Consider the following 26,907-nt stretch of genomic DNA (forward strand, 5'->3'; position numbering starts at 1 on the left):
AGTGATCATTACATTACCGTAGCGATCACTACAGAACAAGCCCGACACGAAGGCGAGAGGGCAATGAACGAGCACCCGACCTATGACGTGGCGGTGATCGGCTATGGGCCCACGGGCGCCACCGCCGCGAATCTCCTTGGCCGCATGGGACTTAACGTCGTCGTCATCGAGCGCGATCCCGACGTGTACGGGCGCGCGCGGTCCATTTCGACCGATGAAGAGGTGATGCGGATCTGGCAGTCCCTCGGTTTGGCCGACCGGTTGCAGCGGGACATGCTGCCCGACCGGCCGTTGGCGTGGGTCGACGCCGGCGGGGCGCCGTTCGTCGAAACCACCATGACGTCGCGGGGCTGCGGGCATCCACCGCAGCAGTTCCTGTACCAGCCCGCGGTCGACCACGTGCTCCGAGAGGGTGTGGCCAGGTACCCCAACGTCGAGGTGTTGCTCGAACACGAATGCCTGCGCTTGGTCAATGGCGACTCGGCGGTCGAACTGATGCTCGCCGACCTGCGCACCGACACCTTCAAACGCGTGAAAGCCTCCTACGTGATCGCCGCCGACGGCGGCGCGTCGCCGACCCGCGCTCAGCTCGGAGTCGGATACGAGGGACGCACGTACGCCGAACGCTGGGTTGTCATCGATACCAAGGTGATCCGCGAGTGGGAGGGTCACGACCGATTACGCTTTCACTGCAACCCCACCCGTCCGACGGTGGACTGCCCGACTCCGCTGGGGCATCACCGCTGGGAGTACCCGGCCCGGGCCGGAGAGGACGAGAAGCGACTCGTCACCCACGAGGCGGTGTGGGAGGTCCTGCGTGAGCAGGGCGTCACCGACGAGCAGGTGAAGATCCTGCGCGCCGTCATCTACAGCCACCACGTGCGCGTCGCGGATCGCTGGCGCGTCGGGCGGGTCATCCTGGCCGGTGACGCGGCACACGCCATGCCGCCCTGGATCGGCCAGGGGATGTCGGCCGGGGTGCGCGACGTGGCCAACCTGTGCTGGAAGCTCGCGGCAGTGTCGCGCGGCCGGGCACCGGATGCACTGCTCGACAGCTACCAGGTCGAGCGCAAACCCCACGTCACCGAGGTCACCCGTCGCGCGGTGCGCAACGGACGCCTCATCACCGAGCGTCGAAAGTCGTTGGCATTCCTGAGAAATCACTTGCTGCGCGCGCTGACGCGGCTGCCCGGCGTGCTCAAGGCGGGGCAGAGCCTGATTTGGATTCCGCCCGCGCACTACCCCGACGGATGTTTCACATCCGAGGCGCACGCAGCGGTCGGTTGGCAGCTGCCGCAACCCTGGGTAACCGACGCCACCGGTAAGAGGTTGCGGGCGGACGACGTCATCGGCGGGGGCTGGGCCGTCCTGCACCTCGGTGCGGCGCCACCGGGCACCGATCGGTGGGCGCGGCTGGGCGCTCGTGCCGTGGCCATCCAGGCCGGCGCGCCGCAGGCCGGTGCGATTCGCGACGACGACGGCACGCTGACCCGGTGGCTTCGGAGCAAGAAGGCGGCGGCGGTGGTGCTGCGCCCCGACGGATTCGTGTTCGCCGCCGTCGGCGAGGGCCGTTCGCTGCCGGCGCCGCCGAAGGACTTCATCGACCTGACGCCACCCCTGCCGGCCACCCCGATCGGAGTCACCGCATGATCACCACACAGTTGAACGAGCGGACCGTAAGCGTCGCCGGGAAACCGATCTTCGTCTCCGAGACGGGGAACGGACCGGCCGTTGTCCTGCTGCACGGTGGTGGCCCCGGTGCGTCGGGAGTGTCGAACTATTCGCGCAATATCGACGCTCTCGCAACGCATTTCCGGCTCATCGTTCCCGACATGCCCGGCTACGGCAGGTCGGTCAAGGGCGTCGACCAAGACGACCCGTTCGGTTACCTGGCCGACATGATGCGCGGCCTCCTCGACGAACTCGGCATCGATACCGCCCATCTCGTCGGCAACTCGTATGGCGGCGCGGCCGCCCTACGGCTGGCCCTGGACACCCCGCACCGCGTCGGCAAGCTGGTGCTGATGGGTCCGGGCGGGATTGGCACGACGAGGGGCCTGCCCACGCCCGGATTGCGGAGCCTGCTCTCCTACTACGGCGGCGACGGCCCGAGCCGCGACAAGCTTGCGCAGTTCATCCGAACCTATCTGGTCTACGACGGTGCCTCGGTGCCCGAGGATCTGATCGACCTGCGCTATCGCGCGTCGATCGACCCGGAGGTGGTCGCGGATCCGCCGCTGCGCCGCCCCTCCGGCCCCACGGCGCTGCGCACCCTGTGGCGGATGGACCTCACCCGAGACAGCCGGCTGCGGACCCTGATGGCACCGACGCTCGTCCTGTGGGGCCGCGACGACAAGGTGAACCGGCCATCGGGCGGCCCCCTGCTGCTCAACGCGCTGCCGAACGCGGATCTGGTGATGACCTCACACACCGGGCACTGGATGCAATGGGAACGCGCCGAACTGTTCAACCGTCTGGTCGTCGATTTCTTGGAGAACGAGCGATGAGCCCGTCGGTTTTCGGCCGGGTCCACCTCGGTTACGTGGTGATCGAGACGCAAAAGTTCGGCGACTGGCGGCGATTCGGCCGCGAGGCCATCGGCATGCACTGCGACGACGGGACAACCGACGCCATGCGGTTCCGCCTCGACGACAACGAGTGCCGGTTCTTGCTGCAACGCGGCCCCGCCGAAGACGTCGCCGCGGTCGGCTGGCAGCTCGACGACCACGACGCCTTCGACACCGTCCTCGCGCGCGTGACCCAGCATGGTGTGCCCGTGGCCGAGGGCACCGACGAGGAGGCGGCGCTGCGCGGCGTGGAGCGGCTCGTCCGGTTCCCCGGACCGAACGGCCTGACCCAGGAGGTCTTCACCCGCGCACGTCCCGGCATCGCGCCGTTGCGCATGGTGGCTTCGAGCGGGTTCGTCACGGGCGCAGCGGGTTTGGGGCACGTTGCCGTCGCCACCACAAAGCCTCATCAGCTGCGTGGCTACTACGACACGGTTTTGGACGCGCGGTTGTCCGACTACATCGACGAGACGATCAGCGGCCTCCGATTCAAGATCCGCTTCCTGCGGTTCAACGAGCGGCATCACACGGTGGCGATCGCTTCGGTCAACCGGCTGAGGCTGAACCCGATCCGCACCCGGGTCCAGCACGTCAATGTCCAGGTCGCAGAACTCGACGACATGGCCGCCGCCTACCAGCGCGTCAAGCAACTGGGTTTCCGGATGGCGCTCGGGGTGGGCCAGCACACCAACGACAAGGAGCTGTCCTTCTACGCCGTCACGCCGTCGGGGTTCGAATGGGAAGTCGGCTGGAATCCGATCGTCGTCGACGAGGCCACCTGGGAGCCCACCACCCACCAGGGCATCAGCATCTGGGGCCACACTCCAGAGGGGCAGACGATCATCGACAAACTCACCCAGTTCAAGACCGGTGCCGCGTCGCTGCTACGCGATGAGGACGCAGTTCCGGCTCTGGCCGGGGCGGGCATCCCAGACCACTGATCGACAGGGGAGCGTTGACGTCCGGCGCCCAGGCGCGGTCAGCGCAGCGCTTGCTGCCAGGACAGAATGCGTTCGGCCAGTTCAGGTCCGGAGTCTTCTTGGATGAAGTGACTGGCGCGGATGCGGGCGTGCGGCTGGCCCGCGGCCCCGGGGATGTGATTGATCAAGGGACGGTCCGCCTTGCCGAGGATGGGGTCGCGGGCGCCGAAGATGGCGAGGAAGGGCTTGTCCCATTGGCCCAGCGCTTTCCAGGCGGCCCTATTGGCGGGGATCGCCGGATCGTCCGGGGAGGTGGGCACCAGTTGCGGGAAGGCGCGGGCCCCGGCCTGATACGTCTTGTCGGGAAACGGCGCGTCGTACCCGGCCCGCACCCTGGCAGGAACGCGGCGGACGGTCCCCACGGAGACGATGCGGCCGGCGGGCAGCACGGGGGAGTAGCGCGCGAACGCCCGCCAGACGTGGAAGGCGGGTGGCGTCGGGCGGTCCGCGGTGGGCAGGAAACCGTTCGCCACCACGAGTCGAGCGATGCGGTCGCCCTGCTCGGCGGCGATGCGCAGCCCGATCAGCGATCCCCAATCCTGCACGAACAGCGTCACGTCCTTGAGATTCAGGCGCTCGAACCAGGCGGTCACCCATTCGACGTGCCGCTGATAGGTGTAATCCTCCATCCGGCTGGGCTTGTCCGACCGGCCAAAACCGATCAGGTCGGGCGCGAGTACCCGGTTTCCGGCGTCGGCCAGCGGCTGGATCATCGTCCGGTAGAGGTAGCTCCAGGTGGGTTCCCCATGCAGCAGCACGATCGGCGGCCCATCGGCCGGACCCTCGTCGAGGAAGTGCATGCTTAGCGGTTGGGTGTCGGTCGCTGCCACGTCGATGTAGTTCGCTACGAACGGATAGCCCTCCAGGTTTTCGAATCGGGAGTCCGGGGTTCGTAGCACATGCATATTCAGCTCCTCCGGTGGCGGGCGCCTTGAGTTAGCCTCTCGCGACAACGCGAGTTCGTCTAGTGGGAGATTTCATTGGGCTAGTCGTCGCGCGGACATTAAACTGGTTCGTTCATGGCGATTCGGCGCGCGGTCCTGATCATTGCCGACATCAGCGGCTACACCCACTACATGCAGTGGAACCGCACCCACCTGGCCCATGCGCAATTGACGGTGGCGGGTCTGCTGGAGTCGGTGATCGACGCCGGCAGAGGCCTGAAGCTGGCGAAGCTGGAGGGTGACGCCGCCTTCTTCTGGGCGCCCGACGGCGACGCCAAAGTGCTGGTGTGCGACCGGCTGTCCCGGATGCGGGAGGCGTTCATCGCCCGGCGTGAGCGCTTCCAAAAGGATCTCGCCTGCGAGTGTGCGAGTTGCGCGCAATTGGACAAACTCTCATTGAAGTTCGTCGTCCACCAGGGCGAGGTGGCCGAGCAACGGGTGAAGCGTTACACGGAGCTCGCGGGCTTCGACGTCATCCTCGTGCATCGCATGCTGAAAAATATGGTGCCCGTGATCGAATACGTGCTGATGACCGATCCCGTCGCGGCCTGTCTCGACGAACCGGTGCGCTCGCAGTGCAAACCGCTGATCCATATATTCGACGACATCGGGGAAACGTCGACGCACTACCTCGACCTCGCGACGTCGCAGGTCTCCCTTCCCGCACCCGACTCCAGCTTCCTGCGCCGGCTTGGGGCCACGGCCAAGCTGGAGTTGAATTCGCTGCCGTTCGTGCTCGGCTTCAAGCGGCCCGCCGAGGGCTTTCGCAACCTGGGCCGCGGCGCCGAAGAGATTCCGGCCTAGCCCGCATCGGCGAGGGCGCGGCCCATCCGCGACACGGCCTCGGAGAGGATGGCCCCCGAGGTCGCGAAGTTCAGCCGGACGTGCCCCGCGCCGCCGGTGCCGAAGACGTGGCCGGAGCTGAGCGCCACCCGCGCATGGTCGAGGAACCACTGGGCGGGCCCGGACATGTCGGCCACTACCGCAAGCCCATCGGCGGCGTCTTCGGTGAAGCCCAGCTCCCGGCAATCCAGCCACCCGAGGTAAGTCCCTTGCGGCCATTGGTATTTCACCTTCGGCAGCTGCTCGGCGACCAGGTCGCCGAGCAGCGACCGGTTTCGATCCAGGCCGCGCAGCAGGTCGTCGAGCCAGTCGCCACCGGTTCGGAAGGCCTCGGCGTGGGCGATGACGCCGAGGTGGCTCGGCCCGTGGCTGACCTCTTCCGGCATCCGGTGCAGGTCCGCGACCGCCTCCGGTCCGGCGATGGCCAGCGCCGCCTTGAGTCCGGACAGGCTCCAGGCCTTGGATGCGGACGTCAGAGCGAAGGCGTTCTCCGCGCCGGGCACCGTCAGGTACGGGGTGAACCGCAAGCCCGACAAGACGACGGGCGCGTGAATCTCGTCCGACACCACCCGGACGCCGAACCGGCGGGCGAGTTCGGCGATGGCCCCGAGTTCGTCGGCCGTATGCACCGTTCCGGTGGGATTGTGCGGGTTGCACAACAGGTACGCGGCGTTTCCACCGCGCCCTTGGGCGCGTGCGAAGGCGTCCGCCAACGCGTCCAGATCGACTCGGCCTTCGGCGTTGAGCGGCGCTTCCACGACGTGGCGGCCGTCGTGCGTGACGAAGGCATAGAACGGGGCGTACACCGGCGGGTTGACGATGACGGCGTCGCCGCGGTCGGTGACCAGACGTAACAGCTCGACGGCGCCGAGCATGACGTCCGGGACGATCGCGGTGCGACTGACCTCCAGGTCGTGCCACTGCCAACGCTCCGACGCGAATTGACCGACCGCTTCGGCCAGTGCGGTGCCGCACGGATATCCGGTGTCACCGTTGTCGATGGCCGCCCGCAGGGCGTCGGCCACGGTGGGTGCCAGCATGACGTCCATCTCGGCGACCCACAGCGGCAGGACATCGGCCGGATGCGCGCGCCATTTCATGCTCGTGCGGAGCTGCAGTTGCTGCAGCGTGAGCTCCTCGAGCGGGTTAAACGTCACGCCCGCAGAGTAACCGGCGAGCCCTACCCGCCGACAAACGCGTGTTACGGGATCGTCAACGGCAGGTCCACCGAACTGAGCAATCCCGGTTCTGCCGCAACGACATACGGCACGGCGTTGACGACGCGCATCGCGGTGGCGACCATCGCGCCGGCCCCGGAAGTCATTCCGCCGACTCCGGCCTTGCGCAGGTCCTTGAGCGTCGCGGCCAGCGTGCAATCGATGTCGGGGTCGCCGCTGATCATCACGCGCCCCCGGGCCTGCTGAGCTCGCTGGACATTCCCACGACGCTGCCGCTTTACGCCTTCGGCTGAGCGTGTAACGTGCATCACCAAGATTAGGCCACCTAGGAGTTTGCCGTGTACACACTGCGCTTCGACATGCGCGATCCCGAATGGGCCGCGCCCCCAACCGATCTGTACGCCGCGGCGCCCGAAATGTGCGCCTGGGCCGAGGAGCACGGCGGTCTAGCCGCCGTGCTGTGCGAGCATCACGGGTCGGAGGACGGCTATCTGCCGTCACCGCTACTGCTGGCCTCGGCGGTGGCCGGGCGAACGCAGCGCCTGGCGCTGAGCCTGATCCTGATTCTTCCGTTCTACGAAACCGTGCGTCTCGCCGAGGACATGGCGGTCCTCGACATCATCAGCAACGGGCGGACGTCCTACATCTTAGCTTTGGGCTATCGGCCCGAGGAGTTCGAGCAATTCGGCGTGCCGATCAAGACGCGTGGCCGCCTCTGCGACGAGAAACTCGCGCTGTTACGGCGACTGCTTGCCGGTGAAACCGTCATCGAGGACGGACGGCGGATCACCGTGACACCGCGCCCGCTGACTCCCGGCGGGCCGGGCCTGATGTGGGGCGGCGGAACGTTGGCGGCGGCCCGGCGGGCCGGCAGGTATGGCCTGGGCATGCTGGGCAACGCCAACGCGCCGGGCATGCAGGAAGCCTACGAAGAGGCCTGCCGCGAGCACGGCCATCAGCCCGGGCCTACCTTCTTTCCCGACCGCGACACGCCCTCGGTCGTCTTCGTCGCCGACGACGTGGATCAGGCGTGGAAAGAGATCGGCGAGCATCTGCTGCACGATGTCCGCACCTATGCCGCGTGGAACCCCGGCGACGAGACGACGGCGGGATTCAGCCACGTCAACACCGTGGACGAGCTGCGTGCGACCGGGACATCGCACGTGATTATCTCTGTCCCCGAAGCGGTTTCGCGGGTCCGCGCCGGCCAGGTCCTCAACCTGTCGCCGCTGTGCGGCGGGCTGCCGCCGGACATCGCGTGGCCGTATCTCAAGCGAGTGGGCGAGGCTGTGCTGCCGCAGGCTCTTGGGTGACCTACTTGGGTTGATTCGGCACGCCCGGAAACAACTGCTCCGTCGGGCCCGCGGTCACCCAGCCGCCCAGCTTCGTCACCAGGTGCGGCGCGAAAACCGCGCCATAGAGGACGTTTCCGACGACGATCACAGCGGCGACGGACAGCAGCGACGAGCCCAGGCGGCTCTTCGACCTGTTTTCGGCCCACATCTCGATGACGTTTCGTCCTTGCGGGTCGGTGCGGCCCAGCAGATAGGTGAAGACCATCATCTGGATCGCCATCGCGAGGGAGTCGTACAGCGGGTACTGATGCACGGTGCCCTCGCGGATCGCCAGCCCGGGAATCACCCGGCCGTAGTAGAACACGCCGAGCTTCGCGCCCAGGAATCCGTTGAAGAACAGCGCCCAGCAGAAGCCGACGATAAGGCCTACCACCAACAACGTTGGGGGCCTGCGCCATCCGAACCGTCCGCTCAACCATCGCCCGAGCGCGGTGCCGGTCACGGCCGGCAGCACAAAGTAGGAGATGTAGCCGACGGGAACGAACAACGGCAGTCCACCCCACGTCACATTCAGCGGCCACCACGACGGCATGCGCGGGATGGCCGGCGGGAACTGTGCATACATCGCCCAGTCGTAGGGGGCCTCGATCCACGAAAACGACATCGCCGATATGCACAGCAGCAGGAGGGGGTGGAGACGGCGCCGCCGAACGCTGAGGTACACGCCGAGGGCGGTGAACCCGATGCCCCCGACGAGCGCGAAGTCACTCGCCGCCTGCATCACGGGCGTCATCTGGGAGCTCACTGGTCGTTCCCCGGGGTCCGGCGCGCCTGCGGGTCAAAGCGCAGCACCAGCCCGAAGATCACGACGATCAGCCCGAACAGCGTGCCCAGCATGATGACGGCGCCCACGGTCGCACCCCTTCGCTCGACTCATTAGATAGTGCACACTATCCTAAAGGCAGTCAACAATCGGCGAGGAGCGAAACTGTGCCCCAGCGGCCACCCAGCACGAAGCCCGGCGCGGCGGAAGCGCCGGCCCCGGCTAACCGCCGACCGCGTGGCGCTCCGCGCAAGCTGCTGCTCGACAGCGCTCGGGCGCGCTTCGCCCGCCAGGACTACCGCAGCACGACCACGCGTGAAATCGCCCAGGCCGCAGGCGTTACCGAGCATTTGTTGTTCCGCCACTTTGGTTCGAAGGCGGCGTTGTTCCGCGAAGCGCTCGTCCAGCCGTTTATCGACTTCGTCGCCGAGTTCGGCCGGACCTGGCAATCGGTGGTCCCCGAGGAGACCGACGAGCAAGACCTGGCCCGGCACTTCGTCGGACAGCTCTACGACGTCTTCGTCGAACACCAGGGTCTGCTGCTGACGCTGATGGCGTCGGAGGCGCTCAGCGAGGAGGAGAAGGCCGACGCCGGCATCGCCGATATCAGGCGGGCGATCACGGCGCTCGGGGAGATCAGCGCGGAGGGCATGCATCTGCGAGGGCTGCGGTCGGACCACCCCGACCTGCCCGCTCACTCGACGGTGGCAATGATCGCCGGGATGGCCGCGTTGCGCTCCACCTACTTCGGCGCCAAGCCGCCGTCTCGAGAGGTCATCGTCGAAGAACTCACCCAGGCGATCCTGCATGGCTTCCTACACCGAAACGACTGAGCGAAGGGACTGAAAATGGCGGGCACCAGCACGATCGACTTGTACTACGACCCGTTCGACTCCGACATCGACGACAACCCGTACCCGGTGTGGAAGCGCATGCGCGACGAGGCGCCGCTGTACTACAACGAGAAATACAATTTCTTCGCGCTGAGCCGCTACGACGACGTGGCGCGTGAACTGCCGAACTGGCAGACCTACCGATCCGGGCGCGGGACCACGGCCGACATCTTGTTCGCCAATATCGAAGTGCCACCGGGCATTCTGCTGTTCGAAGACCCGCCGTTGCACGACCTGCACCGCCGCTTGCTGTCCCGTGTCTTCACGCCGCGGCGCATGCTGGCCGTGGAGAGCCTGGTGCGCGGCTTCTGTGTCCGGGAGCTGGATCCGCTGGTCGGTGCCGGCGGCTTCGACTTCATCGCCGATCTCGGGGCGATGATGCCGATGCGGACCATCGGTTACCTGTTGGGCATTCCGGAGCAGGATCAGGCGAAGATCCGCGATCGAGGCGGGGCTTACATCGAGTTGTCCGAGGAGCGCGACCCGGCCGCGGTGAACGCGAAGCTGTTCGAGGAAAGCATCGTGGTGTTCGCCGAGTACATCGAATGGCGGGCCGATCACCCGTCCGACGACCTGATGACCGACCTGTTGCGGGCCGAGATCGAGGAACCCGACGGCACCCGGCGGCCCTTGTCGCGGACCGAGGTGCTGGCCTACACCGCCATGATCGCCGGCGCCGGGAACGAGACCACGGCCCGGCTGATCGGCTTCATGGGACAGCTGCTGTCCGATCACCCGGATCAGCGCCGCGAACTGGTCGCCGACCCGTCCCTGATCCCCGGCGCGGTCGAGGAGACGTTGCGCTACGAGCCACCCTCGCCGGTGCAGGCCCGCTACGTGGCCCAGGACGCCGAGCTCTACGGTCGCGTCGTGCCCGAGGGCTCATACATGTTGCTGCTCAACGGTTCTGCCAACCGCGATGATCGGCACTTCACGGATCCGGACCGCTACGACATCCACCGCGGGGGCGGCCACCTGAGCTTCGGGCAGGGCCTGCACTTTTGCCTGGGCTCCGCGCTGGCGCGGATGGAAGGCCGCGTGGCCCTCGAAGAGGTCCTCAAGCGCTGGCCCGACTGGGAAGTCGACTACGCCAACGCCCAGCGCGCGCACACCGCGAGCGTACGGGGCTGGGCGCGCCTGCCCGTCGTCACCGGCTGACGCTTCCGGCTCGAGTGTGCGGCCAGCCGCACACTCGAGCTCGAACGTGCGGCCAGCCGCACACTCGGCCGGGCTAGGTGGCGCTTTGGTCTACGAGCACCGCGCCGTCGGGCTGGTTGCCGAGAGTCTGCAGCGGAATGTCGCCGCCCTGGGCCGTGAGCCGAACGATCTCGGCAAGTTGGCCGGGGGCGTCGCATTGCAGGTAGTGGTCGGCGCCGGGCACCACCCAGTAGCGGTTGCGGCCGGGCTTGTTCTTCAGATACGTCTGCCAGACATGATTGGGGACGCGTAGCGGCGCGACGTTGTCATGCAGCCCCCACACCACGGTGGTGTTGACCGGGCTCCTGGAAAGTGCCTCGAGCCAACCTGTTTCGTCCGCGGCACGCTCGTGCAGGTATTGGATGGTGTCGGGCAGCACGCGGATTCCGTCGTTGTGGGCGAAGCACTTCGCCAGCGTAGCGATCTCGGGGTCGTCCGTTGTCCGCCGCGGCATGAAGGTGCTGGCTCCCAGGCCGGCCGCCAGCAACTGCGGCGTCGTTGCCTTCGCGGTGGGCCGGCCGGTCGCGGGGTCGAGCAGCGCGGTCTGGAATGCGGTGAGGTTGGACAGCGGCAGGTAGATGTTGGCGTTCGTCACGATGAGGTCGACGGGCGCGGCCGGCGGATCCAGGGCGGCCAGCATTTCCAGTGCAATCATGCCGACGCTGCTGCCGCGGTCGTGGGTGAGCATGCGGTATTCGGTCAGATTCCACACCTGGGTGATCGCGTAGACGAGCAGACGCGCGTCGTCGTAGAGCGAATACACATACGGCTCGGCCGGCTTGTCGGACAGGCCGTAACCCGGGAAGTCCAGCAGGTAGATGTCGAACTCGGAACCCAATTCAGCGGCCAGGGCGAAAAAGTCGATGCTCGACGTCGGGAAGCCGTGCACGATGACCAGGGCGGGGGCGCCGGGTGTGCCGCAGCGGCGACTGAACACCGCGACTTCGTGCGCATCGTTGGCGGCGGTCGTTGACCGCCAACGCAGTTCAGTGCCGCCGGTTTGCCACTCCGCGAAGATGTCCAAGCTGCCAGCATCGCAGAGCCGACGACGGTAGACAACCATCTCCGCGGCCCGGCAGTTATGGACAGGTGACGTGCACCCCGAAAGTCACCGGGCGCGTGCCGCTTTGGCCGGGCGTTGTCGCCTCGCCCGTCCCGGTCACCGTGTAGCTCTTGCCCTCCTTGGTTGCCTGGACCTGGGTCGCCGACTTGGTCGACTGGTAGGGCAGTTGGTACTGACCGTTGGCCAGCGTGAGCGAAATCGCGAATCCGTCCACCATCGGCGGCTTCTCGTCGGACAGGGCCAGCGACACAGACGCCGTGTCGTCGTGGACGGTGATGCGAGTGGTCAGGTCCCCGGATTCCGGTGGCGACGCGTTCGGTTGCGCCGCCGAACTGGCGCAGTTGACCCCCGTGGTCATGGTGTGTTTGTTCCCGTCGATCATGACGGTCGTGGTCACGGCAACACGGCTCGAACTTGGGGCGGACGGCGGCTGGCCGCCCTTGCCGGAACAGCCCGACAAACCGGCCACCAGCACAAGTCCCGCGGCCGCGAGGACATACCGATTCGTCATCTCACCTCCCTTGTCAGCGAGGACGATAGGTTTCCTTCGTTTCGGGAAGGTCTCATTTCTCTGGCGACCAGTCAACCGGGGGGTTTACCGCCAGGCTTCCCAACTGACCATGCTGCGCAGCGGTCCGGCGAAGATGGGCCGTACCGCGTCCGATCGCCATCGCTCTTCGATGACGGGTGCCAGGGCACTGGTCGTGGTCAGCGGGTCGTCGTCGAGGTAGACGACGGTGATGTATTGGTGCTCGGTTCGCCAGCCCCGCGGCAGGTGGCTCCAGCCGGCGCTGGAACCGAATGTCCAGGCGCCGGCCGTGCCCGGCACGCCGAGCAGCGCCGGGTGGTGCTCGGCATGCAACCACTGCAGCCACCCGTCCGGTCGGCTGCCGTCAACGGGTTCTTCGACGATCAGCACGATGCCGCGGTGCGGCCGGAACGGAACCACCTCCGCGGAGACCAGCGCGTGCGGGGCGCTGTGCCATTGCAGCAAGCGCAGGCCGGCCACTTGCAGGGACGGCCGGACGACGGGAAAGCGGCCGTTCTCGCGCAGCGCGCGGCCGAGGGCGACGAAGTCGTCGAATGTCTCCTCGACGGGGTCGCCTACCAGGTAGTGCACCGCATTGCCGATCTCACCCCGCGGGCCGTTTGCCGCCAGTCGATGCTGGGGATAGTCGCCGTCGGCGATCCAGCGCAACCCGTGCACGATGCCTGGAAGTTGATACTGCTCCGGCATGTGATCCAGCAGGTGCCAGCGCAGGTAGCCGCCGTCGTCGTCGGCCGGCGCGGCGGCGGTGAGGCTGAATATGCCTGCCCTGATCCGGATCACGCGGCGCCGCCGGGGGAGTGCAGCTCGGCGAGCGCCTGCAGGTTGTCCAGGTAATGCTGCAGCGAGGTGTGGCGGAAGACGGCGGGCACGATGGTGGCGCCGTGCGCGGCGGCCTGGCCGACGGCGTCTCGGGTTTGTTCCGGCTCGTTGATCGGGTCCAGGGCCGTCGATGGCGGCAGGACGACCTCGAAATCGGATCGAAGATCGAAGCGGCTCAACCAATCTCGCGCCTGAGGCAGGGTCACGTTGAAGGGTGCCCAGCCGTCGGCCAGGTTCGCGGCGCGGCGCAACGACCGCAGCGTGCGGCCCCCGATCCAGATCGGGACACGGTCCTGCACCGCGCACGGATCCACGACCATGCCGCCGAAGGAGTAAAACTCGCCGTGGTAGGCGGGTTCGGGCACGGACAGCGAGGCGCGCAGCGCCTTGAGGGCGTCGTCGCCCCGCGGTCCACGGTCGTCGAAGGGTGCGCCGATGAGCTCGAATTCCTCTTTGAGGCTGCCGACTCCGACGCCGAGGATGAGCCGGCCGCCGCTCACCTTGTCCAGCGTGCCGTAGCGTTTGGCGATCTCGAGCGGATGGTGGTATCCGAGCACCAGCACGTTGGTGGCAAACCGGATTCGTGAGGTGCGCGCCGCCAGGTAGCCGAAGGTGGCCAGCGGATCCCAATAGCGGGTACCGCGGCGGTGCGTCTCGGCCGCGGGCAGCGCGATGTGTTCGCTGCAGGTTAGGTGGTGGTAGCCGAGCCGATCCGCCGCCTCGGCGATGCGCGCCAGGTCGTCGATGGAAGCGTGTTTCTCCCAGTCGCCGCTGGTCTTCGGAAACATTGTCACCACGGGGGTGGCCACCGAGAGTCGTGGGGCGCTCATCCCTGCATGTACCCTCCGGCGTCGACAGGGATGGATTGGCCGGTGATGGTGCGGCTTTCGTCGCTGGCCAGAAACAACGCCAAGTTGGCGACGTCTTCGGGCGTGGAGATATCTTGCAGGGCAACGCCTTTGACGGCTTTGGCGCGCTGGGTGGCGAAATCGACCCCTCGCTCGTCGGCCGTGCGTTGCACCCATTGCCGCCACAGCTCGGTATCGATGGCCCCGGGCACAATGCAGTTGCACCGGATGCCGTAGGGCCCGACTTCCAGCGCGACGGTCTTGGTGAACGCCCGCAGGGATGCCTTGGCGGTGACGTAGTGGGTCTTGCGGACGATGCCGGAATAGCCTGCCGTGGAAGAGAAGTTGAGGATGACGCCGCGACGGCGCGCCAGCATCGACTGGTTGAGCACTTCCCGGGTGCACAGCATCGCCGCGGTGACGTCGATGGCGAGAGTGGCGTTCCAGTTGTCCAGGGTCTGCTCCCAGATCCAGCGGTCCTGTCCGGGTGCGGCGGCGTTGTTGCACAGAATGTCCACGTGGCCGAATTCGGTCACGGCTCGCGCCACCATGGCCGCGACGTCATGCTCGTCGGTGACATCCGCGCGCACCGCGATGGCTCCGGGCCCGGCGGCGTGGGCGGCCTCGCGTACCAGCTCTTCGCGTCGCGCGGCCAGCAGCACCCTGGCGCCCTCCCGGACGAACAGCGCGCCCAGCACGGGCCCCAGGCCGGTGCTAGCCCCGGTGATGATCGCGACCCTACCGTCAAGCCGGCCGCTCATTGCGCAGTCAACCTGCGGGCACGCATGTTTCGAGCCAAGCGTGGATTCTCTCGGCGACGGCACGCCACCCAGGGTCAAGCATCATGTCGTGGCTCATCTTAGGGAAGATTTCCGCTTCGGTGTCGTAGGCGGCCGCGGTCGCCCGGACTTCTCGTGTCGTGAAGCACACGTCGTCTTCGGCCCCCAACACCAACAGCGGCGTGCTGACAAGGTGCGGCCTGGGTTTGTCGAGCCACAACATGTCGATCGCGATCTTGAGCGCATACTCCTCGCAGAGTTCGGCGGCATAGCGCGCCACATCGGCTTCGGAGTTCGACCGCGAGAAGAAGGTCTCGCGGGCCAATTCCGGTGTGCCGCCGACACCGCACAGCGACCTGGTCCGGACCAGCCCGCTGGCGGTGTACCACGGGTGCCGCTTGAACCTGCGCGCCAAGAATCCGCGGATGCCGTTCGGGGGTACCGACGCCAGCAGCACGGCCGCCGCAGCGTCGTGCGATTCCAAGTACTTCTGGACGACGAAGCCACCCATGGAGTGGCCGACTATCACCGGTCGTTCCGGCAACCGGTCCGCGACCGTGGCGACGTCGACAACGAAGTCCGCGATCGAACACAACCGCATCGACTTGAGAGCCGGGCTCATTCCGTGACCGCGAAGGCTCAGCGCCAACGCTCGGTGGCCCTTGTCCGCGAAGAAGTCCAGGAAATGCTCGTCCCAGCACCAGGCGCCGTGCCATGCGCCGTGGACGAATAGCACCGGCGGCTTGTGGGATTCGCGGCGCGGCGTTCTGTCGATCACTTCGAGCATGAACGTGCTCCTCTGTGGCGCGCCAGGGTTGCCTGCAACGCCGCTGAGACTAACCGCTGGCCCCCCGCGAAGGGCCGAAATCAGCAAAGCCGCGACGGAGTCGGCCCCGCCCTCGGCTGTAGTGGCGTTTACTGGGTCGATGCGTGCTGGCGCGGATGGCGGTGAACGGCGCACGTTGCTGCTGTCCGCTTTTCCGGCCGAAGCCGACGCGGTGCTGTCTCACACCACGCTTGACTCCGACCCGGTGGTCGTGGTCGACCGGCGACATTTCTATCTCGGCGCGATCGCCGGCAAGAAGGTGATCGTGGCGATGACGGGCATCGGTTTGGTGAACGCCGTCGACACCACCGAGGCCGCGTTGGCACGCTTCGCTCGCGGATCGTCCAACGAGATTGGGGCGGTGGTGTTTTCGGGGGTCGCCGGCGGGGCGGCGCGCACCAGCATTGCGGACGTGACCGTACCGGCGCGCTGGACACTGGACAACGGCACGACGTTTCGCCCGGTTGATCCCGCCATGCTGGCCACGGCCAAGAAGCTCTCCGTCGCACTGGAAAGCGTCGCCGGCAGTATCGATCTGCGGCGCCGGCCGCGAATCGTCGTCGGTGGCGACGGTTGTAGTTGGGACAACAACAACGGCGTGGCGTTTCCCTGTATCCCGAACGGCGGCGACGTTTTCGGCTGCCAGCCCCGCCGCGCGCCCGATCGCTCGCTGCGGTACACGGGCAATTTCCGGCAGGCGGCGGGCCGCTGGCTCAGAAGCGCGCTCATCAGCAACCTGAACATCGTCTCGACGTCGGACCCGGCCTACGATGCGACGGACATGGAGACCGCGGCGGCGCAGGCCGTCGCCGATGCGCACGGTGTCCCCTTCCTGGGCATCCGGGGCATCACGGACGGGCCCGGCGATCCGCTCCACCTGCCGGGCTTTCCGTTCCAGTTCTTCTGCTACAAGCGGATCGCGGCGAATAACGCCGCCCGGGTGACCGCCGCGTTCCTGCAGAGCTGGGGCGGTGTGTGACCGTTACTCGGGACCGCGGGCGACGGCGCGGGCGGGGTCCGAACACCACTCGGACCACGACCCGGGAAACAGCGCCGCCTCCCGGCCCAGCGCGGCGAGCGCGGCTACCGTGACGCTGGCGGTCACGCCCGAGCCGCAGTAGGCGCCCAACGGGTCGCCGTGGTCGACGCCGTGTTCGGCCAGAATTCGACTGAACGCGTCGTCGCCGACGAACGTGCCGTCGGCCGCCAGGACCGCGGTGCTGGGCAGGTTCGTGGCGCCGGGGATGTGCCCGGCGGCGGGGTCGAGCGGTTCGATTTCGCCGCGGAAGCGTTCGGGCGCTCGCGCGTCGAGCAGCGTCACGGCGCCGTCGCCGGCTTGTTCGGCGGTCAGGGTCGGTCGGCCACCGGCGTACAGATCATCGTGCGGCACAGTCACATTCCCGGGCTGCGGTGTCACCTGCCCCGTTTCGAGGCTCCGTCCGGCCGCTCGCCAGGCGGCCAGGCCCCCGTCGAGGATGCGGACGTCGGACAGACCGGCCGCCGTCAACACCCACCAGGCGCGCGCCGAACCGGCGCGATTCCAATCGTCATAGACCACGACCGGCACGTCATCCCGGATTCCCCACCGGCGCGCGGCGGACTGCAGATCGCTGCCCGCCGGCAGCGGGTGGCGGCCACGTCCGGCGATCGTGTGATCGCTGAGTTCGTCTTCGAGCGACGCGTACACCGCGCCCGGCACGTGCCCGTCCAGGTAGGCCGGCCGCCCGTCGGGCTCGTCGAGGCGCCATCGCACGTCGAGGATGGTCACCGGATCGCCGGCCTCGAGGAGGCCAGCCAGCTCTGCGACGGTGATCAACACCTGGTCTCGGGTTCCCACCGATTCGCCTCCCTGATCGTCAGCAATGAGCCTAGCGGCCGCGAAAGCGGCGCCGTTCAGCAAAGGGTGGCGTAGCGTCCTGGTGAGCGGTAGACCAGATGGAGCAGATCGTGGCGCGCATCAGCTATGGAATCAGCGGTTGTCTTGCCGCCACGTTGGCACTGGTGACGGCGGTCCCCGCGGAAGCGTTGCCAAACACCCAGTGCGCGTTGACGACACCCGTGCGGGAAGTGCAGCACTTATCCCAATTGCCGCCGGAGCTGACCAAGCTGCTGCCGCCCATCGCCGACATCGGCGCGCCGTTCAACGCGACCGACGCGGTCCGCGATCCGACGTTGCCGTTCCGCCGGCTGATTCGTGCCGGCAATCGCGACACCGACTGGTTCGTCTGGTACGAACACGGCGGCGTCGGCTACTTCTGGCAGGCGGTGGTCGCGCGCGTCGCGCCGGGCAGCGAAGCGAAGGTATTGGCCAACGCCGGAACGATTTCCGACACCCTGTGCAGGCTCACCGATGGCGCCTTCGCCGGCGTGGTTCCGCCGTATCCGCCCGGATCGTGGGCAGCCTCCGACTTTTAGGGAGTTCCGCGGTCCGAGGTCAAGGCAAATCCCATGTGGCCCTGGATTTATGGGGCTAAGCCGTGTGCTCGGCGCCGGGGTGATCGTCTTGCGCCGGCGCCCCCAACGTGGCCAGCATGCCCGTTGCCGCCCGGTGCCAGGTGAAGTCCTCGGCACGGCGTCGCGCCGAGACGCGTCGGTGGTGCTCGGGGCGGCTGGTGACGGCGCTGACCGCCCGCGCGATGGCGGCCGGGTGGTTGTCCGCCGAAGCACCGCTGTCCGCGGTGATGATCTCGGTCAGCGCCGAGGTGCGCGAGACCACGGCCGGTGTCCCGCAGGCCAGCGACTCCAGGGCGGCGAGCCCGAAAGTCTCGTGCGGTCCGGGTGCCAGGGTCACGTCGGCCGAGGCCAGCAGCCCGGCCACCATGCGCCGATCGGAGACGAACCCGGTGAAGTCGACTGGTAGGCGGGCGGCCTGTCGCTCCAGCCTGGCCCGCAACGGACCCTCGCCCACTACGACGAGCCGGGCATCGACCCCGGCATGGCGCAACTCGCCGATCGCGTCGATGCTGCGGTCGACCCGTTTTTCCACCGACAGCCGGCCGCAATGAACCACCAGCAGCTGGGTCGGCGTCGCCCAGCGCCGCCGCACCAGGTACGAGTGCCGGCGCGGGTGGAAGGTCTGCAGATCCACGCCCAGCGGGACGGTCACGGTGTTCGTCGCGCCGATGCGGTCGAATTCCTCGCGCGCGAAACCGGTGGTGCATACCACCGTGTCGTAGTCGGCCGCGGTGCGCGCGTTGGCCAGATCGGCGAATTTCACCGCGGCGCGGCGCGGAAGGATCTGTCCCACAAGCCGATCCAGCCGCTCGTGGGAAATCATGACCGTTGTGGCGCCATGGTCGCGTCCCCACCGGCCCAGTGATCGCAGGGTCAGCCGGTCGGAGACCTCCAGGGCGTCGGGCCGCAACGCCTCCAACAGCGCCTTGACCGGCCCGGGCAGTACGGCGCGGTAGCCGCCGGTGAGGGGAATCAGCCGGGCGGGCAGGGTGATTCGCACCACGCCGGTGTGCAGCCGGCTGCGCTCGGCACGCTGCCCGGGAACGATCAGGAACACCTCGTGCCCGCCGGCGCAATATTCGGCGCCCAGCCGGTCCACCGCGGTGCGAAGGCCGCCGGAGCGAGGGCCATAGAAGTTGGCGACCTGTACAACGCGCATAACGTGAGGACACGCGGTGCGCGTGTGCATTCAACAATGTGGACTTGGCGCTGGCCTGAACAGTCCATGAATTCCGCCGACCGGCTAGCCCTTGGGGCCCTCGGCTTCGTTGATCCGTTCGCCGACGTCGGCGCCGGATACCCGCGCGCCGAGGAAGTCGCCCGAAATCGGGAGGCTCAATGCAGTTGCGAGGTCCCACTGACCGGGTGCGGAATCCGACCACCGTGCCCGACACGTCCGCGATACGACGAGGTCGCGGGGGCTTGACCATCCATAGGTACTCCGGTGTATGGTCCGAGTCGTGACGATCGAGAGCGTGCGTCCGGTTGAACTCAACGACGATCTGACGCGGCGAGCGTTGCGGCTCGTGTTGGACAAGACGACCGACCTGGCCGCGGACGTGCTGCGAGTGCCGCTGCATTACTACCGGGACGCCAAAGTCGCCGACATCGAGGAGTCGCAGATTCTGCGGCGGACCCCACTGGCGATTTTGCCGAGTGTGCAGCTGCCCGATCCGAACGACTTCGAAGTCCGCTCGGTGCTCGGTAATTCGCTGTTGGTGACCCGGGACCGCTCGGGAGCCAGCCATGTGTTTCTCAACTACTGCCGCCACCGCGGCGCTATGCCCGCATGCGGTGCGGGCAACGCCTCTCGCTTCACCTGCCCCTATCACGCGTGGACGTACAAGAACACCGGTGAGTTGTTCAGCGTCCCAGGCAAATCCGGCTTCACGGGGGTCGATACCCACGATTACGGGCTCGTGGAGTTGCCCAGTCAGGAAGCGTACGGCTTCATCTGGGCGGTGCTGAGCGCCGACGGTTCCCTCGACGTCGACGCGCATCTGGGTCCGCTGCGTTCACAGTTAGCCGAACTCGACTACGGATCGTTCGGGTATCACACGCACCGCGAGTTCATCTCCGAGGTGTCGTGGAAGGGGGCACTGGAAGCGTTCGCGGAGGGATACCACTTCCCATTTGTCCACGGCGAGAGCCTGATTGGCCAGAACGCCCTGCCCAACGTGGCCATCTACGACGAGTACGGCAAGCATCACCGCCTGGGCTTTCCGTTCAACTGGATCGCCAACCTCGACACCGATCCAACTGGATCGTGGGACGTGCGGGACAACATGGGCCTGATCTATTGGATCTACCCGAACCTGATTCTGGCCAACAGCAACGTGGGCGTGGAAGTCATCGACATCCTGCCCGCCGGCGCCCCCACCCGCTGCACCGTGCGGCACAGTTGGTTGGCGCGCATCCCGGCGACCACCGACGACCAGCGGACCGGCTACGACATGATCTACGACGCCGTGCACGCGGCGGTGCGCGACGAGGACTTCGCGATGCTGCCGCAGTGCGGCGAGGGTGTGCGCCAGGGCCAACACGACCATATGGTGATCGGCCGCAACGAGATCGGCGTGCAACACATGGTCAGAGTGTTTGCCGAGGAGATAGGCGTCGCGCTGAGTTAGGTTCTCATGCGACCATACTCACCGTGAGGGCACGGTAGATGCGCAGACACGGCTGGGCAGGCGCGTTGCCGTCGAGCGACGACGAAGCCATTGCGCGGATCATTTCCGCGGCGAGCCGCGCGATAGATCAGTCAGGCCCGGACATCAAAATCAGTGATATCGCGCGCGATCTGGGCGTCACTCGTCAGACCGTGTACCGGTATTTCCCGAGCGCCGACGCGCTGTTGGCCGCGACCGCGTTGTCGGAAGTGGGCCCCGCCCTCGACCGGTTGGCGGCCCACGTGGAGCCCATTCACGACCCGGCCGAGGCGGTGGTCGAGGGCATCGCCCACACTTTGGAATTGCTCCCTCAGGACAAATACCTCGGGTTGCTCCTGACCTCCGACAAGGCGGCGGCCTACTCGGCCAGCGTCACTTCCGATGTTGCGCTTGCGCTGGGGCGCTCCATCATCGATCGCTTCAACGTGGACTGGAACAGCGCCGGCATCACCGACGACAGGCGCGACGACCTGGTCGAATTCATGCTCAGGGTCTTGCAATCCTTCATCGTCGACCCCGGACGGCCGCCACGGACGGGCAGCGAGCTGCGGGACTACTTGCGCCAGTGGGTGGCGCCCGCCATCACCCATTTCGGGCCCGTCCCTGGAGCCGCGCGGCCCGCGCCCTAACCGCTGGACTCGGGCCCGAACCAGCGCCGCAGCGCCGCGTGCAGGCCGGCTTGCTGGGCCGGCCCGAATTCGTCAGCCGCCCAGGCGACGTATCCGTCGGGCCGGATCAGCAGAGCCGCGGCGGGCGGGTCGTCGAGCGTAGCGGTCACGATCTCCACCCGATCGGCCCAGGCCGACGCCGCGGTCCCGACGCCGCCGTCGAAGTCGAGGAGCACCGGGCTCGCGCCGTGGAGCAACTCGGTGATCCGTCGGCCGTCCGCGAGGGTCAGCTCGGGCAAGGGCCAACCCGCCAGTGGGTGGTCGTCACCCACGTCGTAGCGCACGTCGGTGCCGGCCAACAGCGCGGCCATGTGCTTGGCGACGTCGGGGAGGCTGAAAAGTTCGCCCAGCAGGGTGCGGAGCGCCGCGACTTCGGGACCGGGCAACATGAGCGCGGTCTGAGCCTGCGAGTGCATCATCACGCGCTCGCCGACGGGATGGCGTTCGGATTCGTAGGTGTCGAGCAGTCCGGTTGGGGCCCAGCCGTTGAGGTGGGCGGCCAGCTTCCAGCCGAGGTTCATGGCGTCTTGCAGGCCCAGGTTCAGTCCGGGGCCGCCCATGGCGCTGTGCACGTGGGCGGCGTCGCCGAGCAACAGGACCCGGCCGTCGCGATAGTGCTCGGCATGGCGGGTATTCTGTCCGTTGATCCGGCGAAGCGCGTGCGGCCCAGGGTCTTTCGGCTCCTCAAAGGGAACGTCGACGCCCAGTACGCGGCGGGCGCTTGCGAGCAGCTCGGCCACGCTCATCGGTTTGTCCTCGACCGGCGGCCCGAATTCGAAGGTCCCGAAGAGCGATCGACCGGGCTCGAACTCGGCGTAGATCAGTCCGCCCCGGTCCAATCGCGTGTGACCGAAGGCGACCCGGCCGAACCCGGGAATGTCGAGCCCGCCGTCGGCGCGGCGGTACTCGTCGGGGACGTGCACGTGGGCGAGCCGACCCACGATGTCCGTGGTGGTGCCGGGGAAGTCGATGCCCACCGTCTTGCGCACCAGGCTGCGACCGCCATCGGCGCCCACCAGGTAGTCAGCGTCGATGCGATAATCACGTTCGGCCGAAGACACCAGCACTCCAACGGCTTCCGGCTCCTGATGCAAACCCGTCAGTTCGTGTCCCCAGCGCAGATCCACGCCAAGATCGCGGGCACGCTTCTCCAGTAGCCGCACCAGCCGGGGCTGTTGGATGGGCAGCGCGTACATCGGGTTTTCGGGCAGGCCGGAGAAGTTCAGGGTCATGGCTGCGAAGATCCACCCGTAGGTCGGCTGGGGCGGTTCGGGGTCGCCGGTGAACGCCTGATACAGGCCGCGCATGTCGAGCGTCCGAACCACCTGTCCCACAAGGCCGTTCGCCTTCGGCTCCGGGCTGGGTCCCGGCAGGGCGTCCAGCACGACGGGCCGGATGCCGGCCAGCGCGAGCTCGCAGGCCAGCAGGAGTCCATTGGGGCCGGCGCCGGAGATGACGATGTCGGCGTGTTCGTCAGTCATGTGTTTCCTTCGTGCGTTTGGTGGGTTGGGGTAGGCCGGCGCTGACGGCGGCAAAGCCGGAACGGATCAGGTCGGTGATCGGGACGGGCGGGTCGGCTCGTACGTAGGCCTCCGCTGCGGCGTCGCCGACGGCGCGCACGATCGCCACCACCAGGCGCGGGTAGAGGTCGTGCTCGGGATCGGTGCCGGTGCGTTCGGCGATCACCGCGAGCCACTCATCGAATAGGTCCTGCGGCAATGCGTTACGGATCTGGGGGTTCATCAGCATTTTGCGGACCTCGACGAGTTCGTGGCGGCTGGGCACCTGGTGTTCCTCGCCGTACACCTCACCGAAGTCGGCTTCCAGGGGCTCGAGCACCACGTGTGCGATCGATGTCCACAGTGGCTCGTCGGCCGGGCGTTGCCGTAACGCGGCAATGCTGCGGCGCATGCGCTCGGTCTGTCGGTAGGCGAGTGCCTCGTACTTGCCGCCGAAGTAGTTGTTGAACGTGCGCAACGAAACTCCCGCGAGGTTGGCGATGTCCTCGCGCGTCACGTTGTCCAGCCCGCGTTCGAAGGCGAGATTGAGCGCGGCGTCGCTGAGGGCACGGCGGGTGTCGGCCTTCTTGCGCTCCCGCAACCCGCGCGGCTGTTCGGTCATGGGCACCAACGTACGCAAAACTTGCCCGGCGGGCAATATTGCCTGTCAGGCAATATTTGAGGTATGCATCTCCAGCGGGGTGTGGGCACCGGATGCCACGATCGGATGGGTCAGCCGAATTCGCGTTGGAAGGTGAAGCCATGGAAGTGCAATTCGTCACGAGCGTTGCAGTGATCACCCCCGAGCCGGCGGTCAGTCGAAGGTTGTACGTGGACACACTTGGCCTGCCCCTGACCGCGGAAGCCGACGGCTATCTCCACAGTGAAGACATCGACGGCTGCAAGTCCTTCGGGGTTTGGCCGCTGGCTCAGGCTGCGCAAGCCTGCTTTGGCACGCCTGACTGGCCAGTCGAGCGGCCTGTGCCGCAGGCCAGCGTCGAATTCGAGGTCGCGGACGCCGACACCGTCCAGGCCGCGGCGAACGAGTTGACGCAGAAGGGCTTTACTCTGCTGCACGACGCACATACCGAGCCGTGGGGACAAACTGTCGCTCGACTGCAGTCCATCGAGGGCACGATCATCGGAATCTCTTACGCGCCCGCGATGCATTCGTAAACACGAGCGCGCTTGTTGGTCGTCAGCGTTTGCCCCAGTCCCACGGCGGCGTCGTCAGCAGGTCCTGCCCGACGACCCGCGTCTCGCCCCACTCCTTGTAGAGCTCGATCTCGACGGTGTCGTCGCCGGTGGCTTCCAGCAGCGTGCGGGAATGGGTCACCACCAGGACCTGCGTCCTCGTGGCGGCGGTGCGGATGAGGCCCGCGAGCGGACGCACCAGGTCGGGATGCAGCGAGGTCTCCGGCTCGTTCAGCACCATCAGCGACGGCGCCTGCGGGCTCAATAACGCGGCGGCCCACAGCAGGAATCGCAGTGTGCCGTCGGATAATTCGGCGGATCGCAGCGGGCGCAGCATGCCGCGCTGCCGCAGCTGCAGATCGAAAAGGCCGTCATGAACGGCGACCGACACCGTGGCGCCGTCGAAGGCGTCGGCGACGGCGCGGCTCAGGTCGTCGAAGCCCGCCTCGATGATCGTCTGGATCGCGGCGGCCAAATCACTGCCGTCGTCGGAGAGCACCGGGGTGCGCGTTCCTACCTGCGGGTGCCGGGCCGGCGCCCCGGCGTCGACGCGGAAGCCGTCGTAGAACCGCCACCCACGCAGCCGCTCACGCACGGCCGCAAGCTCGGGTAGCGCGTGCGGGTGGGCGTACTCGGCCAGCACGCTGCGGTACGTCGGCAACGAGCGGGACAACTCGTCGAACCCGCGGCCCGAATCCACGCTCACCTCGGCGAAATCGCGGGTTCGGCGCACGAGCGTCGCGCTGGCCCGCAGCACCGGGCCGGCGAACAAGGCTTCCCGCTTGATCTCGGGATCGCGGCCGAAGGCCGACTTGGGCCCGGCCATCTGCGGCATGCCGAGGTCGACCAGATAGCCGAAATCGTCTGACGCGAAGCCCAATTCGAGCGATACCGGTCGGGTGCGCACGGTGCCCTCGACCTTGCCGGTCCGGCGGGCGCCCTTCAGCTCCTCGGGCCCGGCCCACAGCGCGGACTGCAGCCCACCCTCGCGGGCGAGCGAGGCGATCACCTCGCCGCGGCCGCAATCGGCCAGCAACCGCAACGCGCGGTACAGCGAGGACTTGCCGGCACCGTTGGCGCCGGTGACCACCGACAGCCGACTCAGCGGCAGGATGACCTCACGCAGCGAGCGATAGCCGCGGATCGCCACCGTCTGCAACATGGAGCCGACTGTACGGTCGACGACCGACGGGCCCTACTCGTCGTCGGCGGCGTCGAGCAGCTGCACTTCCTCGAGGTCCATCTCGTTCTGCAGCTCGCGCAGGACGATGTCGTCGATGAGGTTCTCGTTGCGCAGCGCGGTGATCTCGCGGCGCTTGCGTTCGAGCATGCCCAGCCGCACCCGACGGACGAGATCCTTCTTCTTGACGAGGTGGCTGTTCGTCGAGTCGTTTTCGGTGGCGAGGGCCAGCGCGGCCTTCTCTTCGTATTCCTTCTGCAGCCGCCGGCGGAGGTCGTCGCTGATGCCGACCTCGTCGGCAACCGTCGGCAAGGAGTCGAGGGCGGCTCGAGCGCCACGGGTGCGGGCCAGCTGCAATTCCTCGGCGTGGGCGACGTCTTCGGGCATCTTCGCCCAGCGCACCACCGCGGGCAGCGTGGTGCCCTGGACGAGGACCGTCACGAGGATGACGACGACCACGATGAAGATGAGCAGGCTGCGGTCGGGGAATGGCGCGCCACTGAGTGTGGTCGTCGGGACGGCCAGCGCCGCGGCGAGCGACACCGCCCCGCGGAACCCCGCCCAGGCGGTGACGAAACGCTGACGCCAGTCGACGCGCCGTTCCCGCTGGGCTTCCCGGCGGTCGATCAGCCGGATCAACCACACGGTGATCTCGCCCCAGAAGATCCGCGACAGAATCACCACGACGGTGACGGCGAGCGCGATGTACAAGGCGTGGCGAATCCCGCCGTCCACGCCGGCTATCCCGCGCAGCGCCCCCGGTATCTGAACGCCGACGAACACCCACAACGAGCCGTTGAGCAAGAAGGTCGCGCTGTCCCAGAACGCGTAGGCCTGCAGGCGGGATCGCGCGCGGATCACCACCGGCCCGGCGTAGGCGAGCATCAACGCTGCGACCATGACCGCGACCACCCCGCTGCAATCCATGCTCTGCGCCAGCAAGAACGCCGCAAACGGCGTCAGCAGGCTCAGCGCCCCTTCCTCCTGGGGCGCGTCAATTCTCTTGCGCAGCAGCGTGACCGCTCCGCCGACCAGAAGCCCGGCGGCGATGCCGCCGAGGTAGGAACCGACGAACCGACCAACCAGGTCGATCGGGGTGATCTGGGCGCCGCCGATCGCGACGTGGACCGTGACGGCAAACAGGACCAGGGCCGTGCCGTCGTTGATGAGACTCTCGGCCTTGAGCACGGTGACCGATCGGCGTGGCAACTTCTTGGCCAAGCCGGCCACGGCGGCGGCGTCGGTGGGGGACAGCACGGCGCCCAACACGGCCGCCGCGTGGGAGTCCATGCCCAGCGCCCGCGCCGTCCACGACACGGCCACCGCCGTCGCGATCACCAGGGCGACGCTGAGGAACACGATGATGCGCGCGTTCGCTCGGATCTCCCGGAAGCTGGTGTTCAGTCCCTCCCAGTAGAGGATCGCCGGGAGGAACAGCAACAGCACGATCTCCCCGTTGACGTGCACGTGAGCCAAGCTGGGGATCAGGCCCAGCAACGTGCCGAGCACGATGAGCAGTACCGGGGGACCAACGCGATAGCGCCGGCCGAGGACCGTCCCGACGATAACGGTGGAGACGAGCGCAACGATCAGGACGAGGCCAAACACCAGCCCATCCTGCCGGACATGCGCGCTTCG

Annotated in this window: 28 protein-coding genes; 12 read left to right on the forward strand and 16 right to left on the reverse strand. The window is 67.5% G+C overall.

What is annotated here, in order from left to right; genetic code table 11:
- Nucleotides 1-63 precede the first annotated feature (63 nt).
- The 3 genes from A5773_RS22345 to A5773_RS22355 are packed head-to-tail and all read left to right on the forward strand — an operon-like array spanning nucleotide 64 to nucleotide 3,508.
- Nucleotides 64-1,650, forward strand: a complete 1,587-nt coding sequence (locus A5773_RS22345; RefSeq protein ID WP_067792608.1) for a bifunctional 3-(3-hydroxy-phenyl)propionate/3-hydroxycinnamic acid hydroxylase — start codon at nucleotides 64-66, stop codon at nucleotides 1,648-1,650.
- The gene (locus A5773_RS22350) at nucleotides 1,647-2,507 is read left to right on the forward strand and encodes an alpha/beta fold hydrolase (RefSeq protein ID WP_067792611.1); all 861 of its coding nucleotides are present in this window, start codon (nucleotides 1,647-1,649) and stop codon (nucleotides 2,505-2,507) included. Before A5773_RS22345 ends, A5773_RS22350 begins: the two co-directional genes overlap by 4 nt.
- Entirely contained in the window at nucleotides 2,504-3,508 is a 1,005-nt protein-coding gene (locus A5773_RS22355) for a VOC family protein (RefSeq protein WP_067792614.1), read from the forward strand. The genes A5773_RS22350 and A5773_RS22355 overlap by 4 nt, the downstream gene beginning before the upstream one ends.
- 38 nt (nucleotides 3,509-3,546) lie before the next feature.
- Here A5773_RS22355 and A5773_RS22360 read toward each other — a convergent pair whose 3' ends face one another.
- Nucleotides 3,547-4,452, reverse strand: a complete 906-nt coding sequence (locus tag A5773_RS22360) for a haloalkane dehalogenase (RefSeq protein ID WP_066956908.1) — start codon at nucleotides 4,450-4,452, stop codon at nucleotides 3,547-3,549.
- Nucleotides 4,453-4,566: 114 nt separating this feature from the next.
- On the opposite strand from A5773_RS22360, the gene A5773_RS22365 reads away from it, so the two are divergent.
- Nucleotides 4,567-5,295 (forward strand): DUF2652 domain-containing protein, encoded by a 729-nt coding sequence (locus tag A5773_RS22365; RefSeq protein WP_066956905.1) that lies wholly within the window; start codon nucleotides 4,567-4,569, stop codon nucleotides 5,293-5,295.
- Here the strand turns inward: A5773_RS22365 and A5773_RS22370 are convergent.
- The gene (locus A5773_RS22370) at nucleotides 5,292-6,434 is read right to left on the reverse strand and encodes a MalY/PatB family protein (RefSeq protein ID WP_369817393.1); all 1,143 of its coding nucleotides are present in this window, start codon (nucleotides 6,432-6,434) and stop codon (nucleotides 5,292-5,294) included. The genes A5773_RS22365 and A5773_RS22370 overlap by 4 nt on opposite strands.
- A gap of 101 nt (nucleotides 6,435-6,535) precedes the next feature.
- A complete protein-coding gene (locus A5773_RS22375; RefSeq protein WP_067792620.1) occupies nucleotides 6,536-6,736 on the reverse strand; it encodes a hypothetical protein in 201 nt (66 codons plus the stop codon).
- A gap of 114 nt (nucleotides 6,737-6,850) precedes the next feature.
- On the opposite strand from A5773_RS22375, the gene A5773_RS22380 reads away from it, so the two are divergent.
- A complete protein-coding gene (locus A5773_RS22380) occupies nucleotides 6,851-7,825 on the forward strand; it encodes an LLM class flavin-dependent oxidoreductase (RefSeq protein WP_067263996.1) in 975 nt (324 codons plus the stop codon).
- A gap of 1 nt (nucleotide 7,826) precedes the next feature.
- Here A5773_RS22380 and A5773_RS22385 read toward each other — a convergent pair whose 3' ends face one another.
- Entirely contained in the window at nucleotides 7,827-8,612 is a 786-nt protein-coding gene (locus A5773_RS22385) for a spirocyclase AveC family protein (RefSeq protein ID WP_067792623.1), read from the reverse strand.
- Between the two features lie 185 nt (nucleotides 8,613-8,797).
- Between A5773_RS22385 and A5773_RS22390 the strand changes: the two genes are divergently transcribed.
- Both A5773_RS22390 and A5773_RS22395 read left to right on the forward strand, forming a co-directional pair.
- Entirely contained in the window at nucleotides 8,798-9,463 is a 666-nt protein-coding gene (locus A5773_RS22390; RefSeq protein WP_067263989.1) for a TetR/AcrR family transcriptional regulator, read from the forward strand.
- Nucleotides 9,464-9,478: 15 nt separating this feature from the next.
- Nucleotides 9,479-10,681, forward strand: a complete 1,203-nt coding sequence (locus A5773_RS22395) for a cytochrome P450 (RefSeq protein WP_067792624.1) — start codon at nucleotides 9,479-9,481, stop codon at nucleotides 10,679-10,681.
- 73 nt (nucleotides 10,682-10,754) lie between these two features.
- On the opposite strand, the gene A5773_RS22400 is transcribed toward A5773_RS22395, so the two are convergent.
- The 6 genes from A5773_RS22400 to A5773_RS22425 all read right to left on the reverse strand — a co-directional run bounded on the left by A5773_RS22400 (nucleotide 10,755) and on the right by A5773_RS22425 (nucleotide 15,566).
- Nucleotides 10,755-11,744, reverse strand: a complete 990-nt coding sequence (locus A5773_RS22400; protein ID WP_066956884.1) for an alpha/beta fold hydrolase — start codon at nucleotides 11,742-11,744, stop codon at nucleotides 10,755-10,757.
- A gap of 55 nt (nucleotides 11,745-11,799) precedes the next feature.
- Nucleotides 11,800-12,294 (reverse strand): lipoprotein LpqH, encoded by a 495-nt coding sequence (locus A5773_RS22405; protein ID WP_066956881.1) that lies wholly within the window; start codon nucleotides 12,292-12,294, stop codon nucleotides 11,800-11,802.
- 84 nt (nucleotides 12,295-12,378) lie between these two features.
- Complete coding sequence (locus tag A5773_RS22410; protein ID WP_067792737.1) at nucleotides 12,379-13,110, reverse strand: hypothetical protein; 732 nt, start codon at nucleotides 13,108-13,110, stop codon at nucleotides 12,379-12,381.
- A complete protein-coding gene (locus A5773_RS22415) occupies nucleotides 13,110-13,982 on the reverse strand; it encodes an LLM class F420-dependent oxidoreductase (RefSeq protein ID WP_066956878.1) in 873 nt (290 codons plus the stop codon). Before A5773_RS22415 ends, A5773_RS22410 begins: the two co-directional genes overlap by 1 nt.
- Nucleotides 13,979-14,761: an SDR family NAD(P)-dependent oxidoreductase gene (locus A5773_RS22420; RefSeq protein ID WP_066956875.1), complete on the reverse strand. Its 783-nt coding sequence runs from the start codon at nucleotides 14,759-14,761 to the stop codon at nucleotides 13,979-13,981. Before A5773_RS22420 ends, A5773_RS22415 begins: the two co-directional genes overlap by 4 nt.
- A gap of 7 nt (nucleotides 14,762-14,768) precedes the next feature.
- The gene (locus tag A5773_RS22425) at nucleotides 14,769-15,566 is read right to left on the reverse strand and encodes an alpha/beta hydrolase (RefSeq protein WP_067792626.1); all 798 of its coding nucleotides are present in this window, start codon (nucleotides 15,564-15,566) and stop codon (nucleotides 14,769-14,771) included.
- A 139-nt stretch (nucleotides 15,567-15,705) separates the two neighbouring features.
- On the opposite strand from A5773_RS22425, the gene A5773_RS25750 reads away from it, so the two are divergent.
- Entirely contained in the window at nucleotides 15,706-16,584 is an 879-nt protein-coding gene (locus A5773_RS25750; protein ID WP_082948346.1) for a hypothetical protein, read from the forward strand.
- 3 nt (nucleotides 16,585-16,587) lie between these two features.
- On the opposite strand, the gene A5773_RS22435 is transcribed toward A5773_RS25750, so the two are convergent.
- A complete protein-coding gene (locus A5773_RS22435) occupies nucleotides 16,588-17,442 on the reverse strand; it encodes a sulfurtransferase (protein WP_066956869.1) in 855 nt (284 codons plus the stop codon).
- A 98-nt stretch (nucleotides 17,443-17,540) separates the two neighbouring features.
- On the opposite strand from A5773_RS22435, the gene A5773_RS22440 reads away from it, so the two are divergent.
- Nucleotides 17,541-18,020: a hypothetical protein gene (locus A5773_RS22440; protein ID WP_232001947.1), complete on the forward strand. Its 480-nt coding sequence runs from the start codon at nucleotides 17,541-17,543 to the stop codon at nucleotides 18,018-18,020.
- A gap of 55 nt (nucleotides 18,021-18,075) precedes the next feature.
- Here A5773_RS22440 and A5773_RS22445 read toward each other — a convergent pair whose 3' ends face one another.
- Entirely contained in the window at nucleotides 18,076-19,218 is a 1,143-nt protein-coding gene (locus tag A5773_RS22445; protein WP_066956865.1) for a glycosyltransferase, read from the reverse strand.
- Between the two features lie 289 nt (nucleotides 19,219-19,507).
- On the opposite strand from A5773_RS22445, the gene A5773_RS22450 reads away from it, so the two are divergent.
- Together A5773_RS22450 and A5773_RS22455 are read left to right on the forward strand one after the other, a co-directional pair.
- Nucleotides 19,508-20,689 (forward strand): SRPBCC family protein, encoded by a 1,182-nt coding sequence (locus tag A5773_RS22450; protein WP_067792628.1) that lies wholly within the window; start codon nucleotides 19,508-19,510, stop codon nucleotides 20,687-20,689.
- 38 nt (nucleotides 20,690-20,727) lie between these two features.
- Nucleotides 20,728-21,357: a TetR/AcrR family transcriptional regulator gene (locus A5773_RS22455; protein ID WP_066956859.1), complete on the forward strand. Its 630-nt coding sequence runs from the start codon at nucleotides 20,728-20,730 to the stop codon at nucleotides 21,355-21,357.
- On the opposite strand, the gene A5773_RS22460 is transcribed toward A5773_RS22455, so the two are convergent.
- Nucleotides 21,354-22,877, reverse strand: coding sequence for an FAD-dependent monooxygenase (locus A5773_RS22460; protein WP_067792629.1), 1,524 nt, complete (start codon nucleotides 22,875-22,877; stop codon nucleotides 21,354-21,356). The two genes, A5773_RS22455 and A5773_RS22460, sit on opposite strands and share 4 nt — an antisense overlap.
- Entirely contained in the window at nucleotides 22,870-23,517 is a 648-nt protein-coding gene (locus tag A5773_RS22465; RefSeq protein WP_066956851.1) for a TetR/AcrR family transcriptional regulator, read from the reverse strand. The genes A5773_RS22460 and A5773_RS22465 overlap by 8 nt, the downstream gene beginning before the upstream one ends.
- A gap of 140 nt (nucleotides 23,518-23,657) precedes the next feature.
- On the opposite strand from A5773_RS22465, the gene A5773_RS22470 reads away from it, so the two are divergent.
- On the forward strand, nucleotides 23,658-24,071 hold the full coding sequence (locus A5773_RS22470; protein WP_066956993.1) for a VOC family protein: 414 nt from the start codon (nucleotides 23,658-23,660) through the stop codon (nucleotides 24,069-24,071).
- A gap of 22 nt (nucleotides 24,072-24,093) precedes the next feature.
- On the opposite strand, the gene A5773_RS22475 is transcribed toward A5773_RS22470, so the two are convergent.
- Together A5773_RS22475 and A5773_RS22480 are read right to left on the reverse strand one after the other, a co-directional pair.
- A complete protein-coding gene (locus A5773_RS22475) occupies nucleotides 24,094-25,251 on the reverse strand; it encodes an AAA family ATPase (RefSeq protein WP_067792631.1) in 1,158 nt (385 codons plus the stop codon).
- Between the two features lie 33 nt (nucleotides 25,252-25,284).
- The gene (locus A5773_RS22480; protein ID WP_067792635.1) at nucleotides 25,285-26,877 is read right to left on the reverse strand and encodes a Na+/H+ antiporter; all 1,593 of its coding nucleotides are present in this window, start codon (nucleotides 26,875-26,877) and stop codon (nucleotides 25,285-25,287) included.
- Between the last annotated feature and the right edge of the window lie 30 nt (nucleotides 26,878-26,907).

Origin of the sequence: Mycobacterium sp. 852014-52450_SCH5900713, from assembly GCF_001667075.1 — a bacterium.
Classification (GTDB): Bacteria; Actinomycetota; Actinomycetes; order Mycobacteriales; family Mycobacteriaceae; genus Mycobacterium.